We start from the raw sequence: 14,038 nt of genomic DNA, 5'->3' as shown, positions 1-14,038 counted from the left end.
AGATATGGGCACTTTGTCGATCGTATTCGTTTTGTTTGTTGCATTTCTCGCCGGCCTTGAAGGCGTACTGGATGAGTGGCAGTTTCATCAGCCAATCGTAGCCTGTACTCTTATTGGCATTGTTACTGGTCATCCTATGGAGGGCGTACTGCTTGGCGGTACGCTCCAGATGATTGCACTTGGTTGGATGAACATTGGTGCTGCTGTTGCACCAGATGCCGCACTTGCTTCTGTTGCCTCTGCAATCTTGGTATGCATGAAGGGCGCTTCCGTAGCTGACGGCGTTGCTTCGGCAATGGCTTTGGCAGTTGCTGGTTTGGTACTGACCATTTTTGTACGTACTATCACCGTAGGTATTATTCACTTGGCAGACCGTGCAGCCGAGCAGGCTAATCTGACCATGGTAAATAATTTGCACCTATTTGCTTTACTGCTCCAGGGCCTGCGTATTCTTATTCCTGCAGCATTTGTTATTGCGGTTCCCGCAGAGGTTGTTCAGTCTGCCCTTGAGGTTATTCCTGCTTGGGTATCTGGTGGTCTTGCAGCTGCTGGTGGCTTCATCGTTGTTGTTGGTTATGCCATGGTCATCAACATGATGGCTACGCGCGAGCTTTGGCCCTTCCTCTTTATTGGCTTTGTTTTGTCTGTTATCAGCCAAATTACCCTTATTGGCATGGGCATCATCGGTGTATGTCTTGCTCTTATTTACCTTAACCTTAAGCCTGAATTTAATGGCGGCGGTGGGGGAGCCGGCTGTACCTCCGTTGAGGCCCAACTTGATTCCATCTTGAATGACTACGAGTAGAAAAGGAGTGTGAGAACAATGACCGATTCCGTAAAGGAAGTAAAGCGCGTTAGCAAAGCAACCCGCCGTAAGGTTTGGTGGAAGAGCCAGTTTTTGCAGGGTTCTATGAACTACGAGCGTATGCAGGCACTTGGCTGGTGTTACGGCATGGGGCCAGCTCTTAAGGAGCTGTACCCCAACAAGGAAGATTTGGCCGCAGCACTCAAGCGCCACCTTGAGTTCTTTAACACTCACCCCTATCCTGCCAGCCCCATTTTTGGTGTAGAGATGACCTTGGAAGAGGAGCGTGCAGCCGGTGTAGAGGTAGAAGATGCTGCTATTCAGGGTGTTAAGATTGGTATGATGGGTCCTCTGGCCGGTGTCGGTGACCCAATTTTCTGGGGTACCATCCGTCCTGTGCTGGGCGCATTCTGCGCATCCCTTGCTCTTTCTGGCTCTATTGCAGGTGCCTTTGTCTTCTTCCTCGTTTGGAATGTCATTCGCCTGTCCTTTATGTGGTACACCCAGGAGTTTGGCTATAAGCAGGGTACCAACATTACTAAGGACCTCTCTGGTGGCTTTTTGCAAAAGATCACTATGGGTGCATCCATCCTAGGCATGTTCATCATGGGTGTTCTGATTCCTCGCTGGACATCCATGCCCATGAACAAGGTTATTTTCTCTAAAGCAGTGCTCTCTAAGGCAGCAGATACCTATCCTGCAGTAACGGGCCTTGCAGACGCCATTAACGGCTCAGCCGTATCCCCCGATGTGCTGGCTGGTGGTGTCAATGGTGTTACATCTTTGAGTGGTACCGATAGCATCCAAATGATCGATGGTGTTGCCTCGGTTGTACGTACCACTACGCTGCAGTCCATGCTTGATCAGCTGCTGCCTGCACTGCTTCCCCTTGGTCTGACCTTCTTGTGCATCTATTTGCTCAAGAAAAGCGTAAGCCCCATCACGATCATCTTTGCACTGTTTGCGCTGGGTATCTTGGGTGCACTTATCGGTATTTTCTAAGTGTTTCTATGCGGCAATGGGTTGAGGACTATGTTTGAGTTTCTAAAAAAGAAAGCGGCAGCGTTTGGTCAGTCGGATGATCCAAGTGATGTTCGCACTAAACAACTTGAACAGACAGAAGAGCAATTTGCCTTTGTTAATGATGTTGTAGAGTTCAGTGCTAAGGCAAACTGTACGCTGAGTGTCTTTAACCCAAAGCCGGGCAGTATTGCATTAGGTAACGGCGGTATTGATTTTATTGCTGCGTCAGGCTATGGGTTTATCGCCATCCCGTGGAAGAACATTCAGCAGGTCCGCGTGGACGTGTATGGCAAATTTGTCCGCAGCATTGAAGTGGTCACGGACGATGGGCAGGTGCTTCCTTTCATCCTGTCCAAAGGCTATGACGTGTTGCATGTGATCTACAACCACCTGGGTCGCGAGAAAATCGTTTCATCAAAGCGCTCGTTTGGAAGTCACACGATATAGGTTGGTTGTATGCAGTGTTGTGTACCGCTGCATGTGCACTCGGACGTACACTCGGATGTGCAACTGCACATATTTGTATATCGTCACACACCCTATCATATGCTTATATATACGTGCTGCTCCTTTGAGGGGTAGCACGTTTGTGTTGGAAAATACGCTTGGCCAGAAAGAGGCACACGCCTTTTTCTTAAAAAAACGCCTCTATACCGCAGTCTTTATACTGCTGCGCAAAGTCTGCGAGATCTTCTGCGTGCATGTTGGGAATGCCAGCCAACTGGTAGTCCCTTTCGAGAAGTGCATATTTATTCTCGCCAAAATTGTGGAAAGGCAGCAGTTGTACGCGTGTAGCCCCCAGCTCACTCAGGCATTTGGCCATGACACGCGCATCGGCAAGCGAGTCATTAAAACCGGGGATGATGGGCGTGCGCACCAAAACGTCAAGACCCATATCAAAAGCTGTTTTTATGTTAGACAGCACCAGTTCATTGCCACCACCTGTGCCCAGTGCATGCTGTGAGCTATCCCAGTGTTTAAGGTCAATAAGCATGTGATCCAGACGCTGTGCAATGGCTACAAAGGTTTCTGGCAAGACGTATGCCTCGGTCTCTATACAGGTATCAATTCCGTGAGCACGAAGCTTCTCTAAGAGCTCGATGCAAAAATCAGGCCAGGTCATGGCCTCGCCACCAGAAAGGGTGACCCCACCGCCGGAGTCCTCATAAAACAATTTGTCTTGCAGACAAAGCTTTAGTATCTCATCGGTGGTATAGATTTTGCCCGTACAGCTGAGTGCTTTACCAGGGCAGGCCTTAATGGCTGCTTGAGCTTCGGGCGAATCGCCGCGCACTTTGGCAGTGTTTACATGAGGTTTACCTGCTGTGGTGCTGACACCAGCATGGGGGATAAGCTGTATGCAGCTGCCGCATGCCGTACAGTTTTTCTCATTCCATTCAAGCTGGGGAAGTCGATGCTGGCTTTCTGGATTGGCACACCAAAAACAACGCAGGGGACAGCCCTTAAAAAAGACTACCGTGCGAATGCCAGGGCCATCGTTGAGACTAAATTTTTGTACGTTAAAAATAGTTGCAGTCTGCATAGTTCCTCTCTCGTGCTGTATTTAGTATAAACGAAAGCAAAATAGCTTTCTTACATAAATAAAAAGAGAATTTCAGAACGTTTTCATTGACATTTTCTTCTACTATTGCCAAAATTAGTTACGAACGAAAGCAAAATATGATTTGTACAAAAATGATATAATCGTACAAACATATGAAATGTCATAAAGTAAGGAAAGCAATCATGGAGAACACACAGCACTTTGGTGCATTAACGGACCGCATGAAGGCATTCCGTGAGGAAGTTCTGGATGAGAAACCCTTTGTAGATGCCGAGCGCGCCGTTTTGTGCACAGAGTCGTATAAAGAGACCCTCAATCAGCCTCCCATTATGCGTCGTGCACTGTCTTTGGCACACATTTTGGACAACATGACCATTTACATTGAGGACAAAACACTGCTTGCTGGCAACCAGGCCAGCAAGAACTGCAACGCACCGGTATTCCCTGAGTACACGCTTGGGTTTATCGTGGATGAACTGGATAGCTTTGAAAAGCGTGACGGAGATGTCTTCTACATTACCGAGCAGGACAAGCAGCGCATCCGTGACATTGCTCCTTACTGGAAAAATAATACGCTGCGCGATCGTGGTTTGGTTTTGCTGCCAGATGAGGTGTCCGTCTTTATGCGCACGGGTGTTTTTGGTATGGAGGGCAAGCTCAATGCAGGCGATGCGCATCTAGCCATTAACCACGAGCGTCTGCTTAAGGAGGGCTTGCGCGGGTATCGCGAGCGTGTTGTTCAAGAGCAAGCAGCTTTGGACTTTACTAATCCAGAGTCTGTCGATAAAAACATGTTCTACAAAGCGTGTTTGATCGTTATTGATGCTGCTCAGCGCTATGCTCAACGCTACTCTGAGCTTGCTGCCCAGATGGCACAAACAGAGAAGGATCCCAAGCGTAAGGCAGAGCTTATGCAAATGAGCCATATTTGCGCCAGGGTGCCTTTTGAGCCTGCGCAGAGTTTCCGTGAGGCGGTTCAGGCAGCGTGGTTTAGCCAGGTGCTTTTGCAGATTGAGTCTAACGGTCACTCCCTGTCTTTTGGCCGCTTTGACCAGTATATGTACCCGTACTATATGGCAGACCTTGAGAGCGGTGTCATCACGCGCGATGAGGCGCTGGAGCTGCTTACCAATCTGTGGATCAAGACGCTTACCGTCCAGAAGATCCGTAGCAAGGCGCATACCGCATCTTCCGCCGGCAGCCCCATGTATCAAAACGTAACGATTGGCGGACAGACGCAGGATAAAAAAGATGCCGTTAACGAGCTATCCTACCTTGTGCTGCAGTCCGTAGCTCAAACCCGCCTGACCCAGCCCAACCTGACCGTTCGCTACCACGCCAACATCGACAAGAAATTCTTTGACGAGTGCGTCGAGGTTATGAAATTGGGCTTTGGTATGCCTGCACTCAATAATGACGAGGTCATCATCCCCTCTTTCATTTCTTGGGGTGTGTCAGAGGAGGACGCATACAATTACTCCGCCATCGGCTGCGTGGAAACGGCTGTCCCCGGCAAATGGGGATATCGCTGCACAGGCATGAGCTATCTCAACTTCCCCCGCCTGCTGCTCTGTACTATGAACGGCGGCGTGGACCTCACATCCGGCGAGCGCTTTACTCGTGATTATGGCCATTTCACAGATATGACCAGCTACGATGAGCTGCTGGCAGCGTGGGATAAGACCATCCGCGAGATGACGCGCTACTCCGTTATTGTAGAAAATACCATCGACAAAGCTTCCGAGAAGGACGTCCCGGATGTTTTGTGCTCTGCTTTGACGGATGACTGCATTGGTCGCGGCAAGACCATTAAGGAAGGCGGCGCCGTTTACGACTTCATCTCTGGTTTGCAGGTAGGCATTGCCAACATGGCAGACTCCCTTGCTGCTATTAAGAAGCTCGTGTTTGAGGAGCACGCAATCACACCCCAGCAGCTCTGGGATGCGCTTCTCGATGATTTCCAGTCCCCAGAGCACCAAAAGATCCAGCAGATGCTTATTGATGAGGCACCCAAATACGGCAACGACATCGACTATGTGGACAACTTGGTGGTAGAGGCCTACGACTCTTACATTGATGAGATCAAGAAGTATCCTTCTACGCGTCACGGCCGCGGTCCCATTGGCGGCATTCGTTACGCCGGCACCAGCTCCATCTCTGCAAACGTGGGGCAGGGCATGGGCACCATGGCAACGCCCGATGGCCGCAATGCTCACGATCCGCTGGCCGAAGGATGCAGTCCTTCTCACAATTGCGATAAGCAGGGCCCCACTGCAATCTTTAAGTCCATCACCAAGCTTCCTACCGAGAAGATCACTGGCGGTGTATTGCTTAACCAGAAGGTGACTCCTGCAATGCTTGCGCGCGATGAAAATAAGCAAAAGCTTGAGATGATGGTCCAGACCTTCTTTAATCGCCTGCATGGCTACCACGTGCAATTTAATGTGGTTTCCCGTGAAACACTGCTGGATGCCCAGCTGCACCCCGAAGATCACAAGGATCTTATCGTGCGTGTTGCTGGCTACAGCGCCTTCTTTAACGCGCTCTCCAAGGCAACGCAGGATGACATCATTGACCGTACCGAGCAAACCATCTAAGCAATCCTTAGCATTCTGAGCGCCGTGATGTTGAGGTACCGAAGGCGCCGAAGCACTCATGTGCAAAAGGGCCAAAGTAACTGAAGTGCTGAAAGACCTAACCGAGAAAGCCTGCCAAATCTCTGGCGGGCTTTCTTTAGGTTTGGGGACATCGCACCGTGTCGAGGATGGGATGAGTTACATCTACGTTTGATCTATTGGTATCTAAGGCCTGAGTGTGTCGTAGCGTTATTAATTTTAATAACGCTACGACACGCCTCAAACATGTATGCCCCATCCGCTTGTTCACCAGGGCAGTCTTTCCGTGGTGCTACGACACACCCCGAACGTGTATGCCTCTATCCCATACAAGCAGTCCAACTATGTGCATGTTGCGCACATACTTACAGCCCTTAGCAGTAAGAATTGTTCGCGCGTATAAAATCCAGCTGTAGGTGGTACCATCTGTAGAGCAAACATTTGAACATTTGTGTGGCATGGCAGTGCACCAGCGCATTCGTGCGACATTTTTTGAGGAGTTATCATGCGTGACAAGTTAGAAAAGCTCATCGCTGCATACGAAGAGCTTGAGAAAAAGATGGTGGATCCCGCCGTTGTTTCGGATCCCAAAGAGTATGCGCGCATTGCAAAAGAACATGCCAATCAATCTGATCTTGCAGCCAAGGCCCGTGAGTACCTCCAGGCCCTGGACGATATTGATGCAGCAAAGGAGATGCTGCACGATGCAGACGCAGATGAGAAGCTCATGCTGCAGGAGGACATCTCTGCCAATGAGGCGCTGCTTCCTGGCCTTGAGGAAGAGATCAAGATCATGCTCATTCCAGGGGACCCCAACGATGAGAAGGACACCATCGTGGAGATCCGCGCAGGCGTAGGCGGAGATGAGGCAGGTATTTTTGCCGGAGATCTCTTTGCCATGTACCAGCGCTTTTCTGCTTCTCGCAAGTGGAAGATTGAGGTTTTATCCTCCAGTCCTTCCGACGCCGGCGGTTTCAAGACTATCGAGTTCAAGATTACAGGCGATAAGGTCTACTCGGTTATGAAGTTTGAGAGCGGCGTGCACCGTGTGCAGCGTGTTCCCAAGACTGAATCCCAGGGGCGCATCCAGACGTCCACGGCTACTGTAGCGGTTTTGCCTGAGGCGGACGAGATTGATATTCAGATTGCGCAGGAAGATCTGCGTATTGATACCTACTGCGCTTCTGGCCCTGGTGGACAGTGCGTTAATACCACGTATTCCGCAGTGCGCATTACCCACCTGCCTACCAATACGGTCGTTCAGTCCCAGGACCAGCGCTCGCAAATCCAAAATCGCGAGGTCTGCATGCAGATGCTGCGTGCTCGCTTGTATGAGATGGAGTTGGAGCGTCAGCAGGCAGAGCAGGGCGCGGAGCGTCAGAGCCAAATCGGCCATGGCAATCGTTCCGAGAAGATCCGCACCTACAACCAGCCTCAGGACCGCGTAACCGATCACCGCATTGGTTTTAACAGCACGTATAATGGTGTGTTGCTAGGCGATGCGCTACCAAGCGTCATTGAGGCACTGGCCGCAGCTGAGCGTGCCGAGAAACTCGCGCAAGCTGTCTAAGTTACATAGCTACACATACCTAAACACAGCATATGGAACAGACCTGGACAATAGGCAGTATTCTCTCGTGGACCACGGGGTATTTGGAGCGTAAGGGTGATGAACACCCCCGCCTCTCTGCCGAATGGCTTATCAACGCCGTAACAGGTCTATCGCGTGTGGAAATTTATACCAACTTTGATAAGCCGCTTACTCCAGAAGAGCTGGGCCGTATGCATACGGCTGTGGAGCGTCGCGGCAAGGGGGAGCCGCTGCAGTATGTAACAGGGGAGATGCCGTTTAGGCATATTATCCTGCGCTGTGAGCAGGGGGTTCTTATCCCTCGTCCCGAGACAGAAGTGCTGGTAGACGTAGCGCTTGAGGCACTGGATTCGCTCAGCTCCTCGAGTCCGTATGTGCTTGAGGTGGGTACCGGCACAGGCTGCATTGCACTTTCTCTTGCTAGCGAGCGCCCCGGAACACATGTGGTAGCAACTGATATATCCGAGAAGGCCATTGCTTTAGCTACGCGCAATCGTGATGCGCTTGCCTTAGAGGATGCTGTGGATATTGTGAGCTGTGACTTAGTGTCTGGTGTGGATCCGCAGCTTATGGGGAGTTTTTCTGTGTTGGTATCCAATCCGCCCTACATTCCCACTGCCGTTTTAGAGGGAGAAGTTCCTGCAGAGGTCAAAAACCATGAGCCGTATCTGGCGCTCGATGGTGGACCAGATGGCCTAGATGTGTTGAGGCGCCTGCTTGCCGTGGCACCTCAGGTTTTGCATCCACAAGGCGTACTTTGTGTGGAGCTGCACGAAGACTCGCTGGATCAAGCTGCCGACTTAGCAAAAGCGCAGGGCGTGTGGGAAACCGTTCGCATCGTAAAAGATTTAACGCACAGGCCACGTATTTTGACCTGTTCTCTTGCGGGATAGGACCATCATGGGCACTATTGTTACAGCTAATCAGGATACCCCAGAGCCACAGATCATCAGCAAGGCAGTGCAGGTTTTGGCAGATGGCGGCGTGTGCGTTATGCCAACAGATAGCGTCTACGGCATTGGTTGCGCAGTCTTTGCAAACAATCCTGGTCATGAGCGTATCTTTGCCATTAAGGAACGCGAGCGCACACAGACGTTGCCGCTGCTCATTGCAGACCCCATGGATCTTTTGGCCTATGGAAGTTCTCTGCCGCAATGGATGATGCGTCTTGCTCAAGAGTTTTGGCCTGGTGCGCTTACCCTTGTGCTTAATGAGGCCTCTCATTTGCCTAAAGAGTACCTCAAGGCAGATGGATCGGTGGCTTTGCGCGTACCTAATTCCAATCTGGTGCGTGCGCTCATTACGCGTCTTGGCATGCCTCTTGCTACAACAAGTGCAAACATCCATGGCGCTCCTGCAGCTACTTCCGGTACAACGGTTGGTACAAAACTGTTGGAACAGGCAGATCTGATTATCGATGCCGGCCCAGCACCGCTTGCTATTGCTTCTACCATTGTAGGACAGCGTGATGGACAGCCGCTTATCCTGCGCGAAGGTGCCATTCCAACTTCGGATATTATGCGTGTGGCCGCACAGTAAACTTCTGCACTAGACTGCTTTTGGCGCTGCCTTTCGCAGCGCAGTGCTTTTCTCGCTCTGCACCGTATTTTTGTATCGTCTCTTACGCATACCCTGGAGCCCCATATGGATACCACCAGCACACCAACCAACGAGCAGTCACGCTACTCCATAGTGTGCCAGCCTCTTAGCTTTACCTCAGCGGATGGGGTAACCACCTGTCGCGGACAGTTGTGGGTGCCAGCGCAGCAGGACGTCCTTGTCGCCCCTCAAGCAGTGGTACAAATTGCACACGGCATGGTGGAGCACAGCATGCGCTATAAATCCTTTGCACGCGCACTCTGTGAGCATAAGATTGCTGTGTGCGCCATCGATCATCTTGGGCATGGTGCCACTACGCCGGACCCCTCCAAGCGCGGCGTGTATGATCCTGCCGCGGGCGCTCAGCAGCTTATTGAGGATCAGCACAGCTTGCGTTTGCTCATGCAGCAGCGTTTTGCCAACGTCCCCTACGTGCTCTTTGGGCATTCGATGGGCTCGTTTGTGGTGCGTGCCTACCTTACGCACTACGGACAGGGGCTGTCCGCCGCCATTATTATGGGCACCAACTGGCAATCTGGCTTGCCGCTGCTCAAGGGTATTCTCGCCATGCAGGCGCGCATCCATGGCTGGGACTATCGTTCGGCTCTGGTGGATCAGCTGGCCGCAGGCGGATACAACAAAAAAATTGATCTGAGTCCTGCCGAGAAAACCGCCATGCAGCAGGATAGACTGAGCGGTTATGAATGGCTTTCTCGTGATCCAAACGCTACAAAAGCGTATATGGAGGACCCTGCCTGCGGCTGGATGTTTTCTCTCAGTGGCTACAAGGTGATAGCCGACCTGCTTCAACAGGCACAAGACCGCAAAGGAATTGTTCGCATTCCCTCAGAACTGCCTCTCTTCATCATTTCTGGCGAGAAGGACCCGGTGGGTTCAAATGGTGCTGGTCCGGTGAGAGTGTTTAAGGAGTACCGCAAGGCCGGTCTTACCAACACGCAGCTCGAGATAGTGGCACATGCTCGCCATGAGCTGCTCAATGAAATTAAGCCGGATCGCAGCAAGGTTATACACGAGCTTATTGAGTGGCTTGAGCAAGATATCCACAACTAGCAGCTTTTCGCACGGCCTCTCCGTCTTTTCGTGCCACCAACATCCTTTTGCACACGTTGTGCTTGAGTGCCATCCTTTGCGCTGGGACGTGTTCGATGGAGTGCCTTACCGAAAGAGATCTCCATTCATCGAAATATCGCTCGCGTGCCGGGATACTCACGCTATACCTGTAAGAGATAGTAGTACGTGATTAGTCCGTGATAGTACCTTGTAACACATATCTACACATGTCTTTTAGCTGGGAGTTGGCCATGAGTACTGATGGAGCAGTACGCATATGTAATTGTGTCCATCCAAGCGCGCGCGATATAGATGATGCTGTAACTGTGTTATATAATGGTGGCCTTGTACTTATGCCGTCTGACACCACCTACATCATGGCTACGCAACTCTTACGTAAAAATAAATCCTCCAATGGGATCTCTAATGGTATAGAACGCCTCCATACCAGCAAGAATCGTCATCGGAGTTCTGCGTTTCCGTGGCTGGTTGCTTCGCGGCATCAGCTGGAAGTGTTGGGTTGTGAGCTAGCAGAAGACGCGTTAGAAATTGCTACCAAAATGTGGCCGCAGCCCATTACCTTAGTGGTTCGTGCTTCTGCTGCCGTACCTCAAGCTTTGGCACGTCCGGATCAGACCGTGGCCATTCGCATGACCTCACACCCCTTGGTGGCAGGCATTATTCATGCCTGTGGTACCCCGCTTATTGTAAGTAGTGCCAACCGCCACCTGCATGAAGTTCCAAAGTACTTCTCGCAAGTTGACCCTCGCATGATTGAGGCTGCAGATATTGCTTTTAATGGTGTTCCCAATTTATGCCATGGGCCAAGTACTATTATCGATTGCACCGAGGGAGAAACTCGTGTGCTGCGTCGTGGTGCCGTGCCACTTTCTCAAATCGAGAAGGTCTTGGGGCATCGCATTCTGTCCTAACAAGCAAGGAAGGCACGGTATGTCTGCTGCACAAACGCTCTATTCTGGCGCCGGCACGTTTGGTCAGCGCGATACCCGCGAATACGTTATGAGTTTGGATGCTGGGACCACCAGCGTGCGCGCCATTTTGTTTGATGAATATGGCTTGAAGGTTGCTCAATCTTCTCGTGCGCTTTCCATCTCGTATCCGCATTCGGGTTGGGTAGAGCAGGACCCCGTGGAAATCCTTTCTGCCCAAATTGCCTGCATGGCGGAGGTGCAATTTAAAAGCGGCGTCCATTCCGATCAGATCTGTGCGGTTGGCATTACTAACCAGCGCGAGACCGTTGTTGTGTGGGACAGGCGTACGGGTCAGCCCATTTACAACGCTGTAGTGTGGCAATGCCGTCGTACCGCCCCCATTGTGGATGCTCTTATCGCCGATGGCTACGATGAGCTTATTCGCCAGCGTACCGGCCTTATTCCCGATGCGTATTTCTCGGCCACCAAGATTAAGTGGATTTTGGAAAATGTGGATGGCGCTCAAGAGATGGCTGCTGCAGGAGATCTGCTGTGTGGCACTATCGATAGCTGGCTTATTTACAACCTGACGGCTGGCGCGGTGCATGCAACGGATTACACCAACGCCAGTCGCACCATGCTGTTTGACATTCATCGTCTGTGCTGGGATGAGGATTTGTGCCACATTTTGGGCGTGCCTCTGTCCATGTTGCCGGAGGCGCTTCCGTCCAATGCACACTACGGGAGTGTGAGCTCAGACATCATGTCGCATCAGCCGCCCATCTGTGGTGTGGCGGGAGATCAGCAGGCATCGCTGTATGGGCACTGCTGTTTTGAGCCAGGGAGCGTTAAAAATACCTACGGCACTGGCTGCTTTATGCTTATGAATCTGGGCGAGAAGCCCACGGATTCACAAAACGGCCTGGTAACCACCATTGGCATCGCAGACGATACACATCTTGATTATGCGCTAGAAGGATCCATATTTCAGGCGGGTTCCGTTATTCAATGGCTGCGCGATGGCTTGGGGCTTATTACCGATGCTGCCCAGTCTGAGGACATAGCCCGTTCCGTTCCCAATACAGGTGGGTGCTACATTGTTCCCGCATTTACCGGTATGGGTGCCCCATGGTGGGATGCAGATGCCCGGGGCGTTATTTGTGGACTGACCCGTGGTGTGGATCGTGCTCGCTTGGTGCGCGCCGCCTGTGAGTCTTTGGCCTACCAGACCTATGACATTCTTAAAGCCATGGAGGCAGACTCTGGTCAGGAGTTGACGGCACTTAAAGTAGACGGCGGGGCATCGGCCAATAACTTTATCATGCAATTCCAGGCAGATCTTATGGATATCAAGGTAGTGCGTACCCCTCAAAATGAGACAACCGCTCTGGGTGCTGCGTATCTTGCTGGTATCGCCTGTGGTTTTTGGGATAGCCGTGAAGAAGTGGCGTCTTTGGCCTCCCACGGAGATGTCTTTACGGCATCTATGAGCGGGCTTACGCGTGAACGCCTGCTTGCGGGTTGGCGAGCTGCTGTCCGTAAGGCCATCTCACGCTAATTTTTTGTCCGCCTCCATCCAAAGCGTTATTTGCGGTACGCTTAGCCTACGAACATAATGAGTAAGGAGCTTGTATGCGCATTGCCATTGCATCCGACCATGCCGGGTTTATCCAGAAGTCACCCCTTATTGAGCATCTTGAAGTCTTGGGCTACGAGGTAAGCGATTTTGGGCCTGCCAATGAGGACCGCGTGGATTACCCTGACTTTGCCGATAAGGTCGCACGCGCTGTTGCCGCTGGTCAAGCAGACCGAGGCATTCTTATTTGTGGCACCGGTATTGGTATGGCGCTCACAGCAGACAAAATCGCTGGTATTCGTGCTTCCGTTATCCAGACTCCCGAGTTTGCTCATCTGTTCCGCGAGCACAACAACGGCAATGTCCTCTGCATTTCCGGACGCTTTACCGAGCTTGAGGTAAACAAGCAGATTGTGGATGAGTTTTTGACCACCGAGTTTGCTGGCGGCCGTCATGCGGGGCGTGTCGAGAAAATCATGCGTGAGGACGATGCAAACTTTGAGGGCACCCAAGCATAGCGCTCTGGTGCGCGCTCTCTTTTCGCGCCTAGGCATTTCTCGCTAGAAAAATACTCATCTACCAGTGAAAACACACTGTTACGAAAGGAACCTGTATGCCTATCTTTGACGAGTCTCGTCTTACCATTGTTGACCATCCTTTGGTCCAGCATAAGCTGCACATTTTGCGTAATGAGGAAACGAGCACCAAGCAATTCCGTGAGCTGGTAACCGAGCTGGCCATGTTTGAGGGCTATGAGGCCATGCGCGATCTTCCCCTGGAAGACGTGTCGGTAAAGACTCCTTTGGAGACGGCAACATGCAAGCGCATTGCTGGTAAAAAGGTTGCTATCATTCCCATCTTGCGTGCGGGCATGGGCATGGTGGATGGCATGCTGAGCTTGGTTCCTTCTGCACGTGTTGGACATGTTGGTATGTATCGTGATCCAGAAACGCACGAGCCTCATCAGTATTATTGCAAGCTTCCCTCCGATGTTGCTAATCGTACGTGCCTGATTGTTGACCCCATGCTGGCAACGGGCGGCTCGCTTACCGCTGCCATTCAATTTTTGCGTGAGGCAGGGGCGACGGATGTTCGTGCCTTAGTGTTGGTTGCAGCACCCGAAGGCGTAAAGACGGTCTTAGACTTTGATCCCGACATTCAGCTGTATACCTGTGCGCTTGACCGCCAGCTCAATGACCATGCCTATATCCTGCCTGGTTTAGGAGATGCTGGCGATCGTATCTATGGCACAAAGTAGCTCT

Annotated in this window: 13 protein-coding genes; 12 read left to right on the top strand and 1 reads right to left on the bottom strand. The window is 51.5% G+C overall.

Annotated elements, in window-relative coordinates; translation table 11 throughout:
- Nucleotides 1-4 precede the first annotated feature (4 nt).
- Genes HMPREF1091_RS00250 through HMPREF1091_RS00240 form a run of 3 tightly spaced genes read left to right on the top strand, consistent with a single transcriptional unit; the run spans nucleotide 5 to nucleotide 2,275 of the window.
- Entirely contained in the window at nucleotides 5-805 is an 801-nt protein-coding gene (locus tag HMPREF1091_RS00250; RefSeq protein WP_002562821.1) for a PTS mannose/fructose/sorbose transporter subunit IIC, read from the top strand.
- Between the two features lie 18 nt (nucleotides 806-823).
- On the top strand, nucleotides 824-1,807 hold the full coding sequence (locus HMPREF1091_RS00245) for a PTS system mannose/fructose/sorbose family transporter subunit IID (RefSeq protein WP_002562820.1): 984 nt from the start codon (nucleotides 824-826) through the stop codon (nucleotides 1,805-1,807).
- A 30-nt stretch (nucleotides 1,808-1,837) separates the two neighbouring features.
- On the top strand, nucleotides 1,838-2,275 hold the full coding sequence (locus HMPREF1091_RS00240; RefSeq protein ID WP_002562819.1) for a DUF956 family protein: 438 nt from the start codon (nucleotides 1,838-1,840) through the stop codon (nucleotides 2,273-2,275).
- Nucleotides 2,276-2,462: 187 nt separating this feature from the next.
- Here the strand turns inward: HMPREF1091_RS00240 and HMPREF1091_RS00235 are convergent, their stop codons facing one another.
- A complete protein-coding gene (locus HMPREF1091_RS00235; protein WP_002562818.1) occupies nucleotides 2,463-3,371 on the bottom strand; it encodes a glycyl-radical enzyme activating protein in 909 nt (302 codons plus the stop codon).
- Between the two features lie 203 nt (nucleotides 3,372-3,574).
- Between HMPREF1091_RS00235 and HMPREF1091_RS00230 the strand changes: the two genes are divergently transcribed.
- From HMPREF1091_RS00230 to upp, 9 genes are all read left to right on the top strand, one after another.
- Nucleotides 3,575-5,989, top strand: a complete 2,415-nt coding sequence (locus HMPREF1091_RS00230) for a glycyl radical protein (RefSeq protein ID WP_002562817.1) — start codon at nucleotides 3,575-3,577, stop codon at nucleotides 5,987-5,989.
- A gap of 523 nt (nucleotides 5,990-6,512) precedes the next feature.
- On the top strand, nucleotides 6,513-7,577 hold the full coding sequence (prfA, locus tag HMPREF1091_RS00225; protein ID WP_002562816.1) for a peptide chain release factor 1: 1,065 nt from the start codon (nucleotides 6,513-6,515) through the stop codon (nucleotides 7,575-7,577).
- 32 nt (nucleotides 7,578-7,609) lie between these two features.
- The gene (prmC, locus tag HMPREF1091_RS08370) at nucleotides 7,610-8,491 is read left to right on the top strand and encodes a peptide chain release factor N(5)-glutamine methyltransferase (protein ID WP_002562815.1); all 882 of its coding nucleotides are present in this window, start codon (nucleotides 7,610-7,612) and stop codon (nucleotides 8,489-8,491) included.
- 7 nt (nucleotides 8,492-8,498) lie between these two features.
- Entirely contained in the window at nucleotides 8,499-9,137 is a 639-nt protein-coding gene (locus HMPREF1091_RS08365) for an L-threonylcarbamoyladenylate synthase (RefSeq protein ID WP_002562814.1), read from the top strand.
- A gap of 105 nt (nucleotides 9,138-9,242) precedes the next feature.
- Entirely contained in the window at nucleotides 9,243-10,268 is a 1,026-nt protein-coding gene (locus HMPREF1091_RS00210; RefSeq protein ID WP_002562813.1) for an alpha/beta fold hydrolase, read from the top strand.
- Between the two features lie 251 nt (nucleotides 10,269-10,519).
- Nucleotides 10,520-11,200 carry an L-threonylcarbamoyladenylate synthase gene (locus HMPREF1091_RS00205; RefSeq protein ID WP_002562812.1) on the top strand — a complete coding sequence of 227 codons (681 nt, stop codon included), beginning with the start codon at nucleotides 10,520-10,522 and terminating at the stop codon, nucleotides 11,198-11,200.
- A gap of 19 nt (nucleotides 11,201-11,219) precedes the next feature.
- On the top strand, nucleotides 11,220-12,758 hold the full coding sequence (gene glpK, locus HMPREF1091_RS00200) for a glycerol kinase GlpK (RefSeq protein ID WP_002562811.1): 1,539 nt from the start codon (nucleotides 11,220-11,222) through the stop codon (nucleotides 12,756-12,758).
- Between the two features lie 74 nt (nucleotides 12,759-12,832).
- Nucleotides 12,833-13,294, top strand: coding sequence for a ribose 5-phosphate isomerase B (gene rpiB, locus HMPREF1091_RS00195; RefSeq protein WP_002562810.1), 462 nt, complete (start codon nucleotides 12,833-12,835; stop codon nucleotides 13,292-13,294).
- Between the two features lie 95 nt (nucleotides 13,295-13,389).
- Entirely contained in the window at nucleotides 13,390-14,034 is a 645-nt protein-coding gene (upp, locus tag HMPREF1091_RS00190; RefSeq protein ID WP_002562809.1) for a uracil phosphoribosyltransferase, read from the top strand.
- Nucleotides 14,035-14,038: the final 4 nt, after the last annotated feature.

The organism is Atopobium minutum 10063974 (assembly GCF_000364325.1).
GTDB lineage: Bacteria > Actinomycetota > Coriobacteriia > Coriobacteriales > Atopobiaceae > Atopobium > Atopobium minutum.
The sequence above is the reverse complement of the archived record's forward strand: the minus strand, read 5'-3'. Positions and strand labels throughout refer to the sequence as shown.

Bases quoted from the DNA above. Each gene is read 5' to 3' on its own strand.
- HMPREF1091_RS00245 (WP_002562820.1), top strand. From the start codon at position 824: ATGACCGATTCCGTAAAGGAAGTAAAGCGCGTTAGCAAAGCAACCCGC.
- HMPREF1091_RS00235 (WP_002562818.1), bottom strand. From the start codon at position 3,371: ATGCAGACTGCAACTATTTTTAACGTACAAAAATTTAGTCTCAACGAT.
- prmC (WP_002562815.1), top strand. From the start codon at position 7,610: ATGGAACAGACCTGGACAATAGGCAGTATTCTCTCGTGGACCACGGGG.
- HMPREF1091_RS00205 (WP_002562812.1), top strand. From the start codon at position 10,520: ATGAGTACTGATGGAGCAGTACGCATATGTAATTGTGTCCATCCAAGC.
- HMPREF1091_RS00250 (WP_002562821.1), top strand. From the start codon at position 5: ATGGGCACTTTGTCGATCGTATTCGTTTTGTTTGTTGCATTTCTCGCC.
- upp (WP_002562809.1), top strand. From the start codon at position 13,390: ATGCCTATCTTTGACGAGTCTCGTCTTACCATTGTTGACCATCCTTTG.
- rpiB (WP_002562810.1), top strand. From the start codon at position 12,833: ATGCGCATTGCCATTGCATCCGACCATGCCGGGTTTATCCAGAAGTCA.
- prfA (WP_002562816.1), top strand. From the start codon at position 6,513: ATGCGTGACAAGTTAGAAAAGCTCATCGCTGCATACGAAGAGCTTGAG.
- HMPREF1091_RS00210 (WP_002562813.1), top strand. From the start codon at position 9,243: ATGGATACCACCAGCACACCAACCAACGAGCAGTCACGCTACTCCATA.
- HMPREF1091_RS08365 (WP_002562814.1), top strand. From the start codon at position 8,499: ATGGGCACTATTGTTACAGCTAATCAGGATACCCCAGAGCCACAGATC.
- glpK (WP_002562811.1), top strand. From the start codon at position 11,220: ATGTCTGCTGCACAAACGCTCTATTCTGGCGCCGGCACGTTTGGTCAG.
- HMPREF1091_RS00230 (WP_002562817.1), top strand. From the start codon at position 3,575: ATGGAGAACACACAGCACTTTGGTGCATTAACGGACCGCATGAAGGCA.
- HMPREF1091_RS00240 (WP_002562819.1), top strand. From the start codon at position 1,838: ATGTTTGAGTTTCTAAAAAAGAAAGCGGCAGCGTTTGGTCAGTCGGAT.